The sequence below is a fragment of the Streptococcus oralis genome (assembly GCF_026782235.1).
In the GTDB taxonomy this organism is placed as follows: Bacteria; Bacillota; Bacilli; order Lactobacillales; family Streptococcaceae; genus Streptococcus; species Streptococcus oralis_CC.
This window is the reverse complement of sequence record NZ_JAKUWE010000003.1, coordinates 459761-475241: the sequence shown is the minus strand read 5'-3', so window position 1 is coordinate 475241 and position 15481 is coordinate 459761. Positions and strand designations below refer to the sequence as shown.

The following is a 15481-nucleotide window of genomic DNA, read 5'->3' as shown; positions in this document are numbered from 1 at the left end:
CGATATGTTAAATGAATTTCCAATTTTTGATTACGAAGATATTCAGTTGATCCCTAATAAATGTGTGATTAAAAGCCGTTCAGAAGCGGATACAAGTATTACGTTTGGAAAACACACTTTTAAACTACCTGTTGTGCCAGCAAATATGCAGACGATTTTGGATGAGAACGTAGCAGAGCAACTTGCTAAAGGCGGTTACTTCTACATTATGCACCGTTTTGATGAAGCGGGGCGCATTCCTTTTATCAAACGCATGCACGATCAAGGGCTTATTGCTTCCATTTCTGTTGGTGTCAAGGACTATGAGTATGATTTCGTTAGCCAGCTCAAGGCTAATGCTCCTGAGTACATCACGATTGACATCGCTCACGGTCATGCGGATAGCGTGATTTCTATGATTCAACACATCAAGAAAGAATTGCCGGATACTTTTGTCATTGCGGGCAACGTTGGGACACCAGAAGCTGTGCGTGAATTGGAAAATGCTGGAGCGGATGCCACTAAGGTTGGAATCGGTCCTGGGAAGGTTTGTATCACCAAGGTCAAGACAGGTTTTGGTACAGGTGGCTGGCAGTTGGCTGCCCTTCGCTGGTGTGCCAAGGCTGCGCGTAAACCAATCATCGCTGATGGTGGGATTCGTACCCATGGTGACATTGCCAAGTCTATCCGTTTCGGTGCTAGCATGGTCATGATTGGTTCCCTTTTTGCAGGACACATCGAAAGTCCAGGAAAAACGATTAAAGTTGACGGTGAACAGTTCAAAGAATACTATGGTTCAGCTTCACAGTATCAAAAAGGCGCTTACAAAAATGTGGAAGGTAAACGCATCTTACTTCCTGCCAAAGGGCATTTGCAAGACACCCTTACTGAGATGGAGCAAGATTTACAAAGTGCTATCTCTTACGCAGGTGGACGCAGACTTGCTGATCTTAAACACGTTGATTATGTTATCGTAAAAAACTCTATCTGGAACGGGGATGCATCACACTAATGGACGCTTAGTCTCCCCATAAAAAAACTTGTTATTAGAGCAAATTTTTGTTATAATAAGACAAGTTTCCACCCTTAGTGTAATGGATATCACGTAAGATTCCGGTTCTTGAGATGGGGGTTCGATTCCCTCAGGGTGGATGTAAATAGCACAAGAAAGCCTTAAATAAGGCTTTTTCTTTATCTCGCGCCAAATTTGCCCTTAAAATTGAAAATTTTATTCTAAAAAATGCTCAAATCCCCTCTAGTCCCGTTTTAAAGTGACTCAGGAGGCTTTTTTTGATATAATGAAAGAGACTGTTATCAGTTAGAAAGAGGTTGGTATGAAAGAATTACAAACTGTACTAAAGAAGCGTTTTGCAATCGAATTTGCAGACAAAAACTTACTGGAAACTGCCTTTACTCATACGAGTTATGCCAATGAGCACCGCCTCTTAAAAATTTCACACAATGAGCGCTTGGAATTTTTAGGAGACGCTGTTCTGCAATTATTGATTTCGGAGTATCTCTATAAAAAATATCCTAAGAAACCAGAGGGAGATTTGTCTAAACTCCGTGCTATGATTGTCCGTGAGGAGAGTTTGGCTGGTTTTGCGCGTGATTGCCAGTTTGATCAGTTTATCAAGCTGGGGAAAGGGGAAGAAAAGTCTGGTGGGCGTAATCGTGACACCATTCTTGGAGATGCCTTTGAAGCCTTTTTGGGAGCGTTGCTTTTAGACAAGGATGTTGCTAGGGTAAAAGAGTTCATCTATCAAGTTATGATCCCCAAGGTTGAAGCAGGTGACTTTGAAATGATTAAGGATTACAAGACACATCTGCAAGAGTTGCTCCAGGTTAATGGAGATGTAGATATTCGCTACCAGGTGACCTCTGAAACGGGACCTGCCCATGACAAGGTTTTTGATGTAGAAGTTCTGGTTGAGGGCAAGAGTATCGGAAAAGGTCAAGGCCGTTCTAAAAAATTGGCAGAACAAGAGGCCGCCAAAAATGCAGTTGAGAAAGGGCTGGATTCATGTATTTAAAGGAGATTGAGATTCAGGGATTCAAGTCCTTTGCTGACAAGACAAAGGTCGTCTTTGACCAAGGTGTGACAGCTGTCGTTGGGCCCAATGGTTCTGGGAAGTCAAATATTACAGAAAGTTTGCGATGGGCCTTAGGGGAGTCTAGTGTCAAGAGCCTTCGTGGTGGTAAGATGCCCGACGTTATCTTTGCTGGAACTGAAAGTCGCAAACCACTCAATTATGCCTCTGTTGTCGTGACCTTGGACAATGAAGATGGTTTTATCAAGGATGCGGGGCAAGTTATTAAGGTAGAACGCCATATCTATCGTAGTGGAGATAGTGAGTATCGAATTGATGGCAAGAAAGTTCGCTTGCGTGATATTCATGACCTCTTCTTGGATACCGGTTTGGGACGAGATTCCTTCTCCATCATTTCCCAAGGGAAGGTTGAGGAAATTTTTAACTCCAAGCCCGAAGAACGCCGAGCTATTTTTGAAGAAGCTGCTGGAGTTTTAAAATACAAGACTCGTCGAAAAGAAACAGAGAGCAAACTGCAACAAACTCAAGACAATCTCGACCGCTTAGAGGACATTATCTACGAGTTGGACAATCAAATCAAGCCCCTTGCAAAACAAGCCGAGAACGCTCGTAAGTTTCTAGACTTGGATGGTCAACGTAAGGCGATTTACTTGGATGTACTGGTTGCCCAAATCAAGGAAAACAAGACTGAACTAGAGTTAACAGAAGAAGAGCTAACGCAGGTTCAGGAACTTTTGACTAGCTATTACCAAAAGCGTGAAGAGTTAGAAGAGGAAAATCAAACTCTTAAAAAGAAACGCCAAGATCTCCAAGTTGAAATGGCTAAAGACCAAGGAAGCTTAATGGATTTGACTAGTTTGATTAGTGACTTAGAGCGAAAACTAGCCCTATCCAAACTGGAATCTGAGCAAGTAGCCCTCAATCAACAAGAGTCACAAGTCCGTTTGGCGACTCTAGAAGATAAGAGAAAGGCTCTAAGTAAGGAAAAAGCTGAAAAAGAAGGAAATTTGGAACAGTTAGAGGAAAGTCTAGCTGAAAATAATAAGGAACTCAATCGCCTAGAAGCGGAGTTGTTGGCTTTTTCAGATGATCCTGACCAGATGATTGAGCTCCTGCGTGAACGTTTTGTGGCCCTTTTACAAGAAGAAGCGGATGTCTCAAACCAACTGACCCGCATCGAGAATGAACTAGAGAACAGCCGTCAGCTATCTCAAAAACAAGCAGACCAACTTGAGAAATTGAAAGAACAGCTGGCTACAGCTAAAGAGAAGGCCAGTCAACAGCAGGCTGAGCTTGAAACTGCCAAGGAGAAAGTTCAGAAATTATTGGCAGACTACCAAGCTAGTGCCAAGGAACAAGAGGAACAGAAAGTTTCTTACCAAGCCCAGCAGAGCCAACTCTTTGACCGTCTGGATAGTCTCAAAAATAAGCAGGCTAGAGCCCAGAGTTTGGAAAACATCCTTAGGAATCATAGTAACTTTTACGCAGGTGTTAAGAGTGTTCTCCAAGAAAAAGACCGCTTAGGTGGGATTATTGGTGCAGTTAGTGAACATTTGACCTTTGAGGTGCATTATCAAACTGCTTTGGAGATTGCACTTGGAGCAAGCAGTCAGCACGTCATCGTAGAAGATGAAAACGCAGCAACTAAGGCTATTGATTTCCTAAAACGTAACAGAGCTGGTCGTGCAACCTTTCTTCCATTGACGACTATCAAGGCGCGTACAATCTCTAGTCAGAATCAAGACGCTATCGCTGCAAGTCCAGGATTTCTGGGCATGGCAGATGAACTGGTGTCGTTTGATAAGAGACTAGTAGCCATTTTCAAAAACTTGCTAGCTACGACGGCTATCTTTGACACCGTAGAACATGCGCGTGCAGCTGCTCGACAAGTTCGTTACCAAGTTCGTATGGTGACACTGGATGGGACAGAGTTGCGTACTGGTGGTTCCTACGCGGGTGGTGCCAATCGCCAGAATAACAGTATCTTCATCAAGCCAGAACTGGAGCAATTACAAAAAGAAATTGCTGAAGAAGAAGCTGACTTGCGGTCAGAAGAAGCGGCTTTGAAGACCTTGCAAGATGAGATGGCAGTATTAACAGAAAGATTAGAAGCCATCAAATCACAGGGTGAGCAAGCTCGTATTCAGGAGCAAGGTTTGTATCTTGCTTATCAACAAACCAATCAGCAGGTCGAAGAACTGGAAACTCTTTGGAAACTTCAAGAAGAGGAATTAAATCGTCTTTCTGAAGGAGGTTGGCAAGCGGATAAGGAAAAATGCCAAGAGAGCCTTGCTACTATTGCCAGAGAAAAGCATAATCTGGAATCTGAGATTGAAGAGATTAAGTCTAACAAAAACGCAATTCAAGAACGTTATCAAAACTTGCAGGAACAGATTTCTCAAGCGCGCTTGCTTAAGTCCGAACTGCAAGGACAAAAACGGTACGAAGTGGCTGATATTGAACGCTTAGGCAAGGAACTGGATAATCTGGATATCGAGCAAGAGGAAATCCAGCGTCTCCTCCAAGAAAAGGTTGATAATCTTGAGAAAGTGGATACGGCTTTACTAAGCCAGCAGGAGGAAGAGGCAAAAACTCAGAAAGCCAATCTTCAACAAGGTCTGATTCGCAAGCAGTTTGAATTGGATGATATCGAGGGTCAACTGGATGATATTGCCAGTCATTTGGATCAGGCTCGCCAGCAGAATGAAGAGTGGATTCGAAAGCAAACACGTGCTGAAGCTAAGAAAGAAAAGGTCAGCGAACGCTTGCGCTATCTACAAGCTCAATTAACTGACCAATACCGGTTCAGCTACACTGAGGCTCTAGAAAAGGCTCATGAACTGGAGGATCTCACTCTGGCAGAGCAAGAGGTTAAGGATTTGGAGAAGGCTATTCGCTCACTCGGTCCTGTCAATTTGGATGCTATTGAACAGTACGAAGAAGTCCACAATCGTTTGGATTTCCTCAATAGCCAACGAGATGATATTTTGTCTGCGAAAAACCTACTCCTTGAGACCATCACAGAGATGAATGATGAGGTTAAGGAACGATTCAAATCAACCTTTGAGGCGATTCGTGAGTCCTTTAAAGTGACATTTAGACAGATGTTTGGCGGTGGTCAGGCAGACTTGATATTGACTGAGGGCGATCTTTTAACTGCTGGTGTGGAGATTTCTGTCCAACCTCCAGGTAAGAAAATCCAGTCTCTCAATCTTATGAGTGGTGGTGAAAAAGCCCTATCTGCTCTGGCTCTGCTCTTCTCCATTATCCGTGTTAAGACCATTCCTTTTGTTATCTTGGACGAGGTAGAGGCAGCGCTGGACGAAGCCAATGTCAAACGTTTTGGGGATTACCTCAACCGCTTTGACAAGGATAGTCAGTTCATCGTCGTAACCCACCGTAAGGGGACGATGGCGGCAGCGGACTCTATCTATGGAGTTACCATGCAAGAATCAGGTGTGTCTAAGATTGTTTCGGTTAAGTTAAAAGATTTAGAAGAAACAATAGACTAGTTACCAAACGATAGCATCTCTTAGGAGGTGCTATTTTTTAAAACTAAAGCCCTAAATTTTCTCTTACGGTCATTTCAGGCGCAAAAAACGACATTTGGGATTTCCTCTTAGCGAAAAGACTTTCTCTATGATATAATAGTTTCATGATTACAACAGTACCTATTAAGAACGAAAAAGATATTGCAGTACCAGGGAAAACAGTCCTTGTACTAGGTTATTTTGATGGCATACACAAGGGACATCAGAAACTCTTTGAAGTAGCCAGTAAGGCTTCTATGAAGGATTATCTGCCAGTTGTCGTGATGACCTTTACGGAGTCACCAAAACTTGCCTTACAACCTTACCAACCTGAGCTCATGCTTCATATCGTCAATCACGAGGAACGGGAGCACAAGATGAAGTGGCACGGAGTAGAGGCTCTTTTCTTACTGGACTTTAGTAGCAAATTTGCTAGTTTAACGGGTCAAGAATTCTTTGATACTTATGTTAGGGCTTTAAAACCAGCCATTATCGTAGCGGGATTTGATTATACGTTTGGTTCAGATAAGAAAACTGCGGATGACCTGAAGGATTATTTTGATGGAGAGATCATCATTGTTCCTCCGGTCGAAGACGAAAAGGGCAAGATTAGTTCTACACGGATTCGTCAGGCAATTCTTGATGGAGATGTAAAGGAAGTCAATCATCTGCTCGGCACTCCGCTCCCATCTCGCGGAATGGTCGTTCATGGAAATGCTCGTGGGCGTACTATCGGTTATCCAACAGCCAATCTGGTCCTAAGAGACCGAACTTACATGCCAGCGGACGGTGTTTACGTAGTCGATATCGAAGTGCAACGTCAGAGATATCGTGGAATGGCAAGTGTTGGAAAAAATGTTACCTTTGATGGTGAAGAACCACGTTTTGAAGTCAATATTTTCGACTTTTCAGATGATATTTACGGTGAGACAGTCATGGTCTACTGGCTGGACCGTGTCCGCGATATGGTCAAATTTGACTCCGTAGAAGAACTTGTAGACCAACTCCAGAAAGACGAAGAGATTGCTCGAAACTGGAAGGATGGAGAGTCTGTTATTCAAGGGGCTCAGGTATAGAAAACGTCTGAATAAGCTTATAGAAGGTTTAGTTTATTTGATTGTAGTTTTGAAAGAGTGATATAATTCTTTTTAGTTCCCATAATTCCCTATTTTAGCATCTACTTATGCTCAGAATATAGACGAGGCTTTATTATGCAAACGCAAGAAGAAATGAATGTTCTGGTACCGGAAAAATTAGCAGAAATTGAGCGTGATTATGGTGTCAGAGTTTTGTGGGCTATTGAGTCTGGTGGTCGTGCCTGGGGGTTTGAGTCTCCCGATAGTGACTTTGATGTACGGTTTATCTACAAACACAAGCAAGATTTTTATCTCCGTTTAAATGAACAGCGTGATGTTATCGAGCTACCAGTTGACGACACTTGGGATGTGAGTGGCTGGGATTTAGACAAGACTTTAAAACTCCTTTATAAGTCAAATCCTACACTGTTTGAATGGTTACAGTCACCAATTGTCTATCAACAAACGGATTTTATTGAGCGCATACGTCCACTTGCCAACCAGTATTTTTCTGAGAAAAAAATGCTCCACCATTACTTGAACACTGCAAGAACTCAAATGAATAAGTATCTTTCTGGAGACAAGGTCAAACCTAAAAAGTATTTCTATGTGCTTCGTCCTATTTTAGCCTGTCGCTGGATTGAAAAATACCATTCTGTTCCACCGATTTTGTTTGATGATTTGGTCAAAGAATTACTTCCGTCTCAAATGCAGGAGCATGTTTCAAGATTGCTAGACATTAAGATAAATGGGCCTGAAGGTATGGAAATTGATCCGATAATGCCAATTCAAGATTATATTTTAGCTAACATCCAAGAGTTGGATGCATACGTTCAAAGTGTTAGAGAGGAAAAGAAAGAGTGGAAAGCTCTAAATCAATTTTTCCTTGAAGAATTAGGCCACGACTGAGGTTTTTTATGGGTAAATGGACATGTAAATGTGGGCAAGCTATGAATGACCACCGAGAGCCCGATCCAAATGCTTATTCAGTTTATTCTGATGAGTTGTTTGAAGAAATCATAAATAAAGCTGACGACCATAATAAAATTTCTTATGATGATATTTCTGAAGCGTCATTTTATATGTGGAAGTGCCCTGAGTGTGGCAGTTTCATGGTTTTTGGCGAAGACGGGGATGGAGATCACTTTACTTTTTATGAGCGCCAAGTAGTAGAAAAGGTAGAGCCTCTCTTTGATCCAGATCAAGAGTTAAATCTTGTTGTGGTTGAGTTTCAGGAGGGAGGGAATGGTTATACTTATATCTGTGATGACCCAAATATCCATATAGGACACGCTGTTATTGTCCCAGTCGGGAAGGAAAATACTGAAAAAAATGCTTTAGTTGTACAGAAGTCTCATGCCCTACCAAAGGATATCACTTTTCCTGTTGAAAAGTTAAAACGTGTCATTCGTAGGTATTCACATTTCGACCCAATCACTTCGAAAAACGTTTTTAGAAATTTAAAAAAGCTAGGAAGAATTCTAGATGTTTGCTCTAAAAACGCTAACCCCGACTCTCAGCAAACATATTATAGTATCAAAACTCCTTTAGGATATTTCTGGTTAGAATTAAATGGAGTTCCGATTCCAATGAAAATCACACAGATTCAAGTGAAAGATAAAAAATACCAAGTTGATAGCGCTCTTTATATAAAACCTTCAGAGATTAACTGTAGAAAATTCTATGAACTGGAATTATGTGCAGATTTTGATATTGATGCTTCTAGATGGATCGATGTTCTCTCTGATGAAAACGTTTGGGGAAATACTTGGGAACTAAATGGTCTTCAATTTGGTATTACTGCAGGGGAGTCTCCAGAATTTGAAGACGAAGTTGTAGCGAGAAAGTATAGTCGTGTCCCACTTTATTATGACTGGCACCCTGAATTTGAAGATTATTATGGCTTCAGTTTAGCTTGGAAAAAATACGAGTCTGATAGCGATTTGTCAATTTTTTTCTATACAACGTAAGAAGCAGGAGGATATGTATGAATCAAGCATGGGATTTATTGTTTGAGGGCAAGATTGAAGAGGCTAAAAAATTAGTTGAAGCTGATTTTTTATTGGAAACTTGCACGGATTTTAGTTTGTTAAATTTGATGGGGTATATTTATCTTGAAGAGCAAAAATACAACGAGTGCTTAAGTATCTATCAGCGTTACATTGACTTAGCACGAACTAAAAGCGACCCAGAAAATGAACATATAGGCTATCATCAGTTAGCCATGGTTTATCGTGAAATGAATGAATTTCAAACAGCCCTTTTCTATATCGAAAGAGAGCAAAAAGTCATTGAAGAAGCTTTTACAGAGGATACCCTCAAATCTTCTGTTAACAATTATGAGCAAGGTTATTTACGATTAAAGCTAGGGAAAGTAGTAGAAGCATTCATGTATATGGAACAGTCCTTAAAACAAGCTTTGCAAACAGATGATTTGATTGCCCAAGCTTGTGCTTATAGAGGTTTAGGAGAGATTGGTTCGATACAAAATCCTGAAGAATCACATGAAAATTTTTTACAAGCTATCGCTCTTTTTGAAAAGGCTGGCGATCAGATTGGTGCTCAAGAGGTTAGAAACTTAATAAATAATAAAAAGTAGCCTGTTTAGGCTACATTTTTATTGAAACACGCGATAGACATAAGGATTTTCTGGTTTGTCTACTTTTGTGAAACTCTCAACTTCCAGTGTTGGGAGTTTTTGTTTGAGTTCTTTATGGTAGTGGAGGGTCAGGGTTCCTCTAGCGGTGATCCAGGTATTGTCAGGATACTGGCGTGAGTTTCCCTTGGTCAAGAGTCCATATACTCCAGAGTCGGCTATACAGTGGATGATTCCAAAGCGAAAGAGGAACTGGCTATCTGGATGGCTAGGATCGTTATAGACAAAGCCTGTAAACTCTATTTTCTTTCCTTCAAACTCTTGTGGATAGTCATAGAGAACTTCCATGACCTCCATATAGTTTTCGTCTGTAACCTGAATGGTTGGCTGGGCGAGGTATTTATCAGCTGTAGCCCTCATTTCCTTTTCATAAGCAGATTTGGAAAAATAGGTACTGCTATCGGGTTTGAGGTATTGACTGGATGTTCCTTCGCTTGCCTGAATGGCTGTGTTGATTCCCTCGGCAAGTGGGAAATGATAACCTTTGGCAGATACAGTTCTCGAGTCCAAACTTACTGTCGGAAAGGCAACCCCAATCAACAGAGGTAGTGACAGTAAAAGGATACTGATTCGTCTAGCTCGACGACTTTCCAAATGGCTGTGAGAATTGATTTTCTTGATCCAGATGTAGAATTGGACCAGAGCCAACAGAAGAGAAAGGAGCATGGAAATATAGACTAGATAGGAATAGTGGAGGTTGATGTAGTGACTGAGCTTGCCAGATAGCTGCAGATACAGAGTTAGGGCAAAATAACCCAGTAAAATGAGAAATCGGATCATAGCATCACTCCTATCATGTAAGAATAAAGCAAGACAAGCACTGTCACGATGCACATGAATTGCCAGATGAAGCGCGCTTTGAGATAGTGTTTCATCATGAGGAGATTTTTGATATCAAGCATGGGGCCAATGACCAGAAAAGCAAGGACTGGCGCTAGGCCGAAGCTCGAGAGGAGAGAAGCACCGATAAAGGCGTCTGCCTCGCTACAAAGAGAGAGGAGAAAGGCTAGAAACATGAGCAAGAGAATCGCAAGGACTGGACTTGCGCTGATAGAGGTCAAGATCCGAGTCGGGACATAGACCTGCACGATAGCCGCAAAGAGACAGCCAAAGACCAAGTAACGCCCCATATCAAAAAACTCATCAATAGCCTGTATAAAGACCTGAAAGACCTTTCTAGCAGGACCCAAGTGTGAAAAGTCATGTTCATGACAAGCGATAGGATTCTTTTTTTGAATGGGTTCCTTCCAGAAAAATCCTAGGAAAATTCCAAGCACCAAAGCAATCACAATGGCTCCCAGCGCTCGCAAGAAGGCAAGTTTTATTGAATTGCCAAAGGCAGAATATGTGGCGAAAAGAACGATAGGATTGATAATGGGGGCAGTCACCAGAAAAGGAACGGCCGTGTAGCTAGGCACTTTCTTTTCCAGAAAACGATTGATGATGGGAACGATTCCACACTCGCAGGATGGAAAGAGAAAGCCAATGAAGGTACCAAAAAAGATCCTCCCCCAACGATTGCGAGGAAGAAACCTATAAACTTTATCAGGCGTGATATAGACCTCAATCAATCCCGAAATCAGACTCCCAATCAGGACAAAGGGAAGGGCTTCAATCATGATGGAGAGAAAAATAGCCCCCGCTTGTAATACACTAGGAGGAAGAGATTGGAAAACAGTCATCTATTTTTTCTTCTCAACTTTTTCTTTTTTGTCTTTGTCATCTGGAAAAGTGACTTGTGTTAAGTCAGGAAGTTTGGCGAATTCTTCAAACATCTTGTCCAAGTCATCCGTTTTTGTAAATTTAACAGCCATGGGCCTACCTCTTTTCTACATTCTACCTCTATTATACTATTATTTTCTTGAAAAGGGATTATTTTGATAATCAAAGATGCAAAAACAGGTAAGGCAAAACAAGAGCAGTTCCTTATGGTATAATAGGTATATGGATAAAAAATATGAAAAAATCTCCCAAGATTTGGGTGTAACCTTAAAGCAAATCGATACTGTTCTAAGTTTGACCGCTGAAGGAGCGACAATTCCCTTTATCGCCCGTTATCGCAAGGACATGACTGGTAGTCTGGATGAGGTAGCGATTAAGGCCATTATTGATCTGGATAAAAGTCTGACAAATCTCAACGATCGTAAAGAAGCTGTCTTAGCTAAGATTCAAGAACAAGGCAAACTAACCAAGGAATTGGAAGAAGCTATCCTGGCAGCTGAGAAATTAGCAGACGTAGAAGAACTCTATCTTCCTTATAAGGAAAAACGTCGGACCAAGGCAACCATTGCTCGTGAAGCTGGACTCTTTCCTCTTGCTCGCTTGATCTTGCAGAATGTAGATGGTTTAGAGAAAGAAGCTGAGAAGTTTGTCTGTGAAGGATTTGCGACTGGTCAAGAAGCCCTGTCTGGTGCGGTTGATATTTTGGTCGAAGCCTTATCGGAAGATGTGACTTTGCGTTCACTGACCTATCAGGAAGTGTTGAGACACTCTAAAATCACTTCGCAGGTCAAGGATGAGAGTCTTGATGAAAAACAAGTTTTTCAGATTTATTACGAATTCTCAGAGACTGTTGGCAACATGCAGGGCTATCGTACCTTGGCTCTCAACCGTGGGGAGAAGCTAGGCGTCTTAAAAGTCGGTTTTGAGCACGCGACAGACCGTATCTTATCTTTCTTTGCTGCTCGTTTCAAGGTGAAAAATACCTATATAGATGAAGTTGTTCAACAGTCAGTTAAGAAAAAAGTCTTGCCTGCTATCGAACGACGCATTCGGACAGAATTGACTGAGAAGGCAGAAGAAGGGGCTATCCAACTCTTTTCTGACAACCTGCGCAATCTCCTCTTGGTTGCTCCGCTGAAAGGGCGCGTGGTTTTAGGCTTTGACCCTGCTTTTCGTACAGGTGCCAAGCTTGCTGTCGTAGATGCAACAGGGAAAATGCTGACGACTCAAGTCATTTATCCTGTTAAACCAGCTTCAGCTCGTCAGATTGAAGAAGCCAAGCGAGACTTGACCGACCTGATTGGCCAGTATGGCGTAGAAATTATTGCCATTGGAAATGGGACGGCCAGTCGTGAAAGTGAAGCCTTTGTGGCGGAAGTTCTGAAAGATTTTCCAGAAGTCAGCTATGTTATCGTCAATGAAAGTGGCGCTTCTGTCTACTCTGCTAGTGAACTTGCTCGTCAGGAATTTCCAGAATTAACCGTTGAAAAACGTTCGGCTATTTCAATCGCCCGTCGTTTGCAAGATCCGCTTGCCGAATTGGTTAAAATTGATCCCAAGTCAATCGGTGTCGGGCAATACCAGCACGATGTTAGTCAGAAGAAACTGTCTGAAAGTCTGGACTTTGTTGTCGATACGGTGGTTAACCAAGTCGGTGTCAATGTCAATACAGCCAGCCCAGCACTTCTCTCCCACGTAGCTGGACTCAATAAAACCATCTCTGAAAATATCGTCAAATACCGTGAAGAAGAAGGAAAAATCACTTCACGCGCTCAAATCAAGAAGGTTCCTCGTCTGGGTGCCAAAGCCTTTGAGCAGGCAGCTGGTTTCCTCCGTATCCCTGAAAGTAGCAATATCCTTGATAATACTGGAGTTCACCCAGAAAACTATGCTGCGGTTAAGGAGCTCTTCAAACGCTTGGATATCAAGGACTTGAATGAAGAAGCACAAAATAAGCTTAAGTCTCTTTCTATCAAGGAAATGTCGCAAGAACTAGAACTTGGACCAGAAACCCTTAAAGATATCATTGCTGACCTCCTAAAACCTGGTCGTGATTTCCGTGATTCTTTTGATGCTCCAGTTCTCCGTCAAGATGTCTTGGATATCAAAGACTTAAAAGTCGGCCAGAAGCTGGAAGGTGTGGTGCGGAATGTCGTTGACTTCGGTGCCTTCGTTGATATCGGGATTCACGAAGACGGCCTCATTCATATTTCCCACATGAGTCGCAAATTTATCAAACATCCTAGTCAAGTGGTGTCTGTTGGAGATTTGGTAACGGTTTGGGTCAAGAAAATCGATACTGAACGTGAAAAAGTCAATCTGTCGCTCCTTGCTCCAGATGAATCTAACTGAGTATGTTCAGTCTGTTTCACTCGAAGACTTTGGTAGACCTTTCACGCACCAAGCCCAGTGGAATTCTCGTCTGCGAACGACAGGTGGGCGATTTTTCCCTAAGGATGGGCATTTGGATTTTAATCCCAAGGTCTATAATGAACTTGGTTTGGAGGTTTTTCGGAAAATCGTGCGCCATGAACTCTGTCACTATCACCTTTATTTTCAGAAAAAAGGATATCGACATAAGGACCGAGATTTTAAGAAACTTTTGAAAGAAGTGGATGGACTACGCTTTGTCCCCCCTTTGAAAGACCAAAGTACCTACCTAGTTTATCAGTGTCAATCTTGCCAGCAAACTTATCAGCGCAAGCGTAGGATTGATACCAAACGCTATCGCTGTGGGGTTTGTCGAGGTAAACTCGTCATCATAAATCGGCCTAAGGACTGATGTTGATAGTTCTGATTCATGCTATACTACTTGTAAGAATGCCGAAAGAGGAACATATCATGAATAACAAATTTTATAAAATGAAACGAAATAGTAAGGTGTCGGGAGTTTTAGCTGGTCTATCAGACAAGTGGAATTTTGATGTAACTTTAGTCCGCTTTCTCTTTGCCATTTTTACCATATCAAATTTTGGGATTGGCGTGATTATCTACATCATCCTAGCCTCTATCCTGCCAACTAAGGAAGAAATCGAAGCAGAAATGTACGGAACAGGACCACGCAAACGTAAGGAAGCTGAGGCCATTGATGACAATGATGGCTGGTTTTGGTGAGTAAATCTACGGTAACAAAAGTTTTGCAACGATACTACAAGAGAAAAGAAGGCAGTAGCATGCTTAGGAAATACTTTAAAAACTATAAATGGACGGATGTGTTCTGGATTCTATTTATTTTGATTACTAGTTTTCTATCAACTAATAATTACTTATACCACTTAACGAAACAGGATTTTTCAGAAGAAGGTTGTCTTTTAGCAATTCCTTTGTTTCTTTTTCATTTTCTCTTCATTGATAAATTCATCATTTCTAGACGAGATCAAAAAGATGAATAACTTTTAACCCTTGCATCCGCAAGGGTTTTCTTCTTGCCTTTCTTTTATGGTAAAATATTGATAGCGAAATTGCTTGATATTCTTTAATCTTACAAAAATGTAAGATTAAAGTCTCTTTTGTAAGGTTAGGTTATGGCAAGCCACCTTTTTTTGCGATAAACTAGACTCATAAAGAATAAAGGAGCAAAACCATGAAAAGATTCTTACAAAAGAAAACAAGAAAACCAAGTCAAAAAGATATCGAGCGTGTTCAACTGGGATGCGCTATGATGCAAGCACAGTTTCAAATGATGGGATATTAAGAAGGAGATAACAATGACACTTTTAGATGTAAAACACGTTCAAAAAATCTATAAAACACGTTTCCAAGGCAACCAAGTAGAGGCACTCAAAGATATTCACTTTACCGTAGAAAAGGGTGACTACGTTGCCATCATGGGGGAGTCTGGTTCTGGGAAGTCAACTCTGCTCAACATCCTCGCTATGCTGGATAAACCAACTCGTGGGCAGGTTTACCTAAATGGAACAGACACAGCAACGATTAAGAATTCCCAGGCTTCGAGCTTCCGTCGTGAGAAGTTAGGATTTGTCTTCCAAGACTTTAACTTGCTAGATACCTTGTCTGTTAAGGATAATATCTTGCTTCCGTTAGTGTTATCACGAAAACCCATCACAGAGATGATGAAAAAATTGGTAGTGACAGCTGAAAATTTAGGCATCAACCAATTGCAAGAGAAGTATCCTTACGAGATCTCTGGTGGTCAAAAACAGCGGGTAGCAGTAGCACGCGCCATCATCACAGAACCTGAAATTCTCCTTGCCGATGAGCCAACAGGAGCCCTTGACTCCAAGTCATCTGCAGCCCTTCTTGATGTATTTGATGAAATCAATGAGCGTGGCCAAACCATTCTCATGGTAACTCACTCAACGGCAGCAGCCAGCAGGGCCAAGCGCGTTCTCTTTATCAAGGATGGTATTCTTTACAACCAAATCTACCGCGGAGACAAAACAGAGCGTCAGATGTTCCAAGAAATCTCTGATACTTTGACTGTTATGGCAAGCGAGGTGAATTAGT

The 15481-nt window shown here is 41.7% G+C and carries 14 protein-coding genes and 1 tRNA gene; 12 read left to right on the top strand and 3 right to left on the bottom strand.

The annotated features are described in order from the left end of the window. The first annotated feature begins 4 nt into the window (after positions 1 to 4). The 8 genes from MK396_RS05945 to MK396_RS05910 all read left to right on the top strand — a co-directional run bounded on the left by MK396_RS05945 (position 5) and on the right by MK396_RS05910 (position 9235). On the top strand, positions 5 to 991 hold the full coding sequence (locus MK396_RS05945) for a GMP reductase (protein WP_268723977.1): 987 nt from the start codon (positions 5 to 7) through the stop codon (positions 989 to 991). A gap of 68 nt (positions 992 to 1059) precedes the next feature. Then, positions 1060 to 1131, top strand: a tRNA-Arg gene (locus MK396_RS05940). 182 nt (positions 1132 to 1313) lie between these two features. Then, positions 1314 to 2012, top strand: coding sequence for a ribonuclease III (gene rnc / locus MK396_RS05935; protein WP_000661472.1), 699 nt, complete (start codon positions 1314 to 1316; stop codon positions 2010 to 2012). Continuing rightward, complete coding sequence (gene smc, locus MK396_RS05930; protein WP_268723976.1) at positions 2003 to 5542, top strand: chromosome segregation protein SMC; 3540 nt, start codon at positions 2003 to 2005, stop codon at positions 5540 to 5542. The genes rnc and smc overlap by 10 nt, the downstream gene beginning before the upstream one ends. Positions 5543 to 5685: 143 nt before the next feature. Continuing rightward, positions 5686 to 6636 carry a bifunctional riboflavin kinase/FAD synthetase gene (locus MK396_RS05925; RefSeq protein WP_268723975.1) on the top strand — a complete coding sequence of 317 codons (951 nt, stop codon included), beginning with the start codon at positions 5686 to 5688 and terminating at the stop codon, positions 6634 to 6636. A gap of 135 nt (positions 6637 to 6771) precedes the next feature. Further along, positions 6772 to 7545 carry a nucleotidyltransferase domain-containing protein gene (locus MK396_RS05920; RefSeq protein ID WP_268723974.1) on the top strand — a complete coding sequence of 258 codons (774 nt, stop codon included), beginning with the start codon at positions 6772 to 6774 and terminating at the stop codon, positions 7543 to 7545. Positions 7546 to 7553: 8 nt separating this feature from the next. After that, the gene (locus MK396_RS05915; RefSeq protein ID WP_268723973.1) at positions 7554 to 8606 is read left to right on the top strand and encodes a hypothetical protein; all 1053 of its coding nucleotides are present in this window, start codon (positions 7554 to 7556) and stop codon (positions 8604 to 8606) included. Between the two features lie 17 nt (positions 8607 to 8623). Beyond that, positions 8624 to 9235, top strand: coding sequence for a tetratricopeptide repeat protein (locus MK396_RS05910; protein WP_268723972.1), 612 nt, complete (start codon positions 8624 to 8626; stop codon positions 9233 to 9235). An 18-nt stretch (positions 9236 to 9253) separates the two neighbouring features. Here MK396_RS05910 and MK396_RS05905 read toward each other — a convergent pair whose 3' ends face one another. Genes MK396_RS05905 through MK396_RS05895 form a run of 3 tightly spaced genes read right to left on the bottom strand, consistent with a single transcriptional unit; the run spans position 9254 to position 11106 of the window. Then, on the bottom strand, positions 9254 to 10072 hold the full coding sequence (locus MK396_RS05905) for a TIGR03943 family putative permease subunit (RefSeq protein ID WP_268723971.1): 819 nt from the start codon (positions 10070 to 10072) through the stop codon (positions 9254 to 9256). Beyond that, on the bottom strand, positions 10069 to 10974 hold the full coding sequence (locus MK396_RS05900; protein WP_268723970.1) for a permease: 906 nt from the start codon (positions 10972 to 10974) through the stop codon (positions 10069 to 10071). The genes MK396_RS05905 and MK396_RS05900 overlap by 4 nt, the downstream gene beginning before the upstream one ends. Next, positions 10975 to 11106, bottom strand: a complete 132-nt coding sequence (locus MK396_RS05895; RefSeq protein ID WP_000268696.1) for an SPJ_0845 family protein — start codon at positions 11104 to 11106, stop codon at positions 10975 to 10977. A gap of 130 nt (positions 11107 to 11236) precedes the next feature. On the opposite strand from MK396_RS05895, the gene MK396_RS05890 reads away from it, so the two are divergent. The 4 genes from MK396_RS05890 (at position 11237) to MK396_RS05875 (ending at position 15480) form a co-directional block, all read left to right on the top strand. Next, positions 11237 to 13366, top strand: a complete 2130-nt coding sequence (locus MK396_RS05890; RefSeq protein ID WP_268723969.1) for a Tex family protein — start codon at positions 11237 to 11239, stop codon at positions 13364 to 13366. Then, positions 13353 to 13796 (top strand): SprT family protein, encoded by a 444-nt coding sequence (locus tag MK396_RS05885; protein ID WP_268724027.1) that lies wholly within the window; start codon positions 13353 to 13355, stop codon positions 13794 to 13796. Before MK396_RS05890 ends, MK396_RS05885 begins: the two co-directional genes overlap by 14 nt. 59 nt (positions 13797 to 13855) lie before the next feature. Then, positions 13856 to 14128: a PspC domain-containing protein gene (locus MK396_RS05880; RefSeq protein WP_268723968.1), complete on the top strand. Its 273-nt coding sequence runs from the start codon at positions 13856 to 13858 to the stop codon at positions 14126 to 14128. Positions 14129 to 14721: 593 nt separating this feature from the next. Further along, positions 14722 to 15480 carry an ABC transporter ATP-binding protein gene (locus tag MK396_RS05875; RefSeq protein WP_000173369.1) on the top strand — a complete coding sequence of 253 codons (759 nt, stop codon included), beginning with the start codon at positions 14722 to 14724 and terminating at the stop codon, positions 15478 to 15480. The last annotated feature ends 1 nt before the right edge of the window (position 15481 follow it).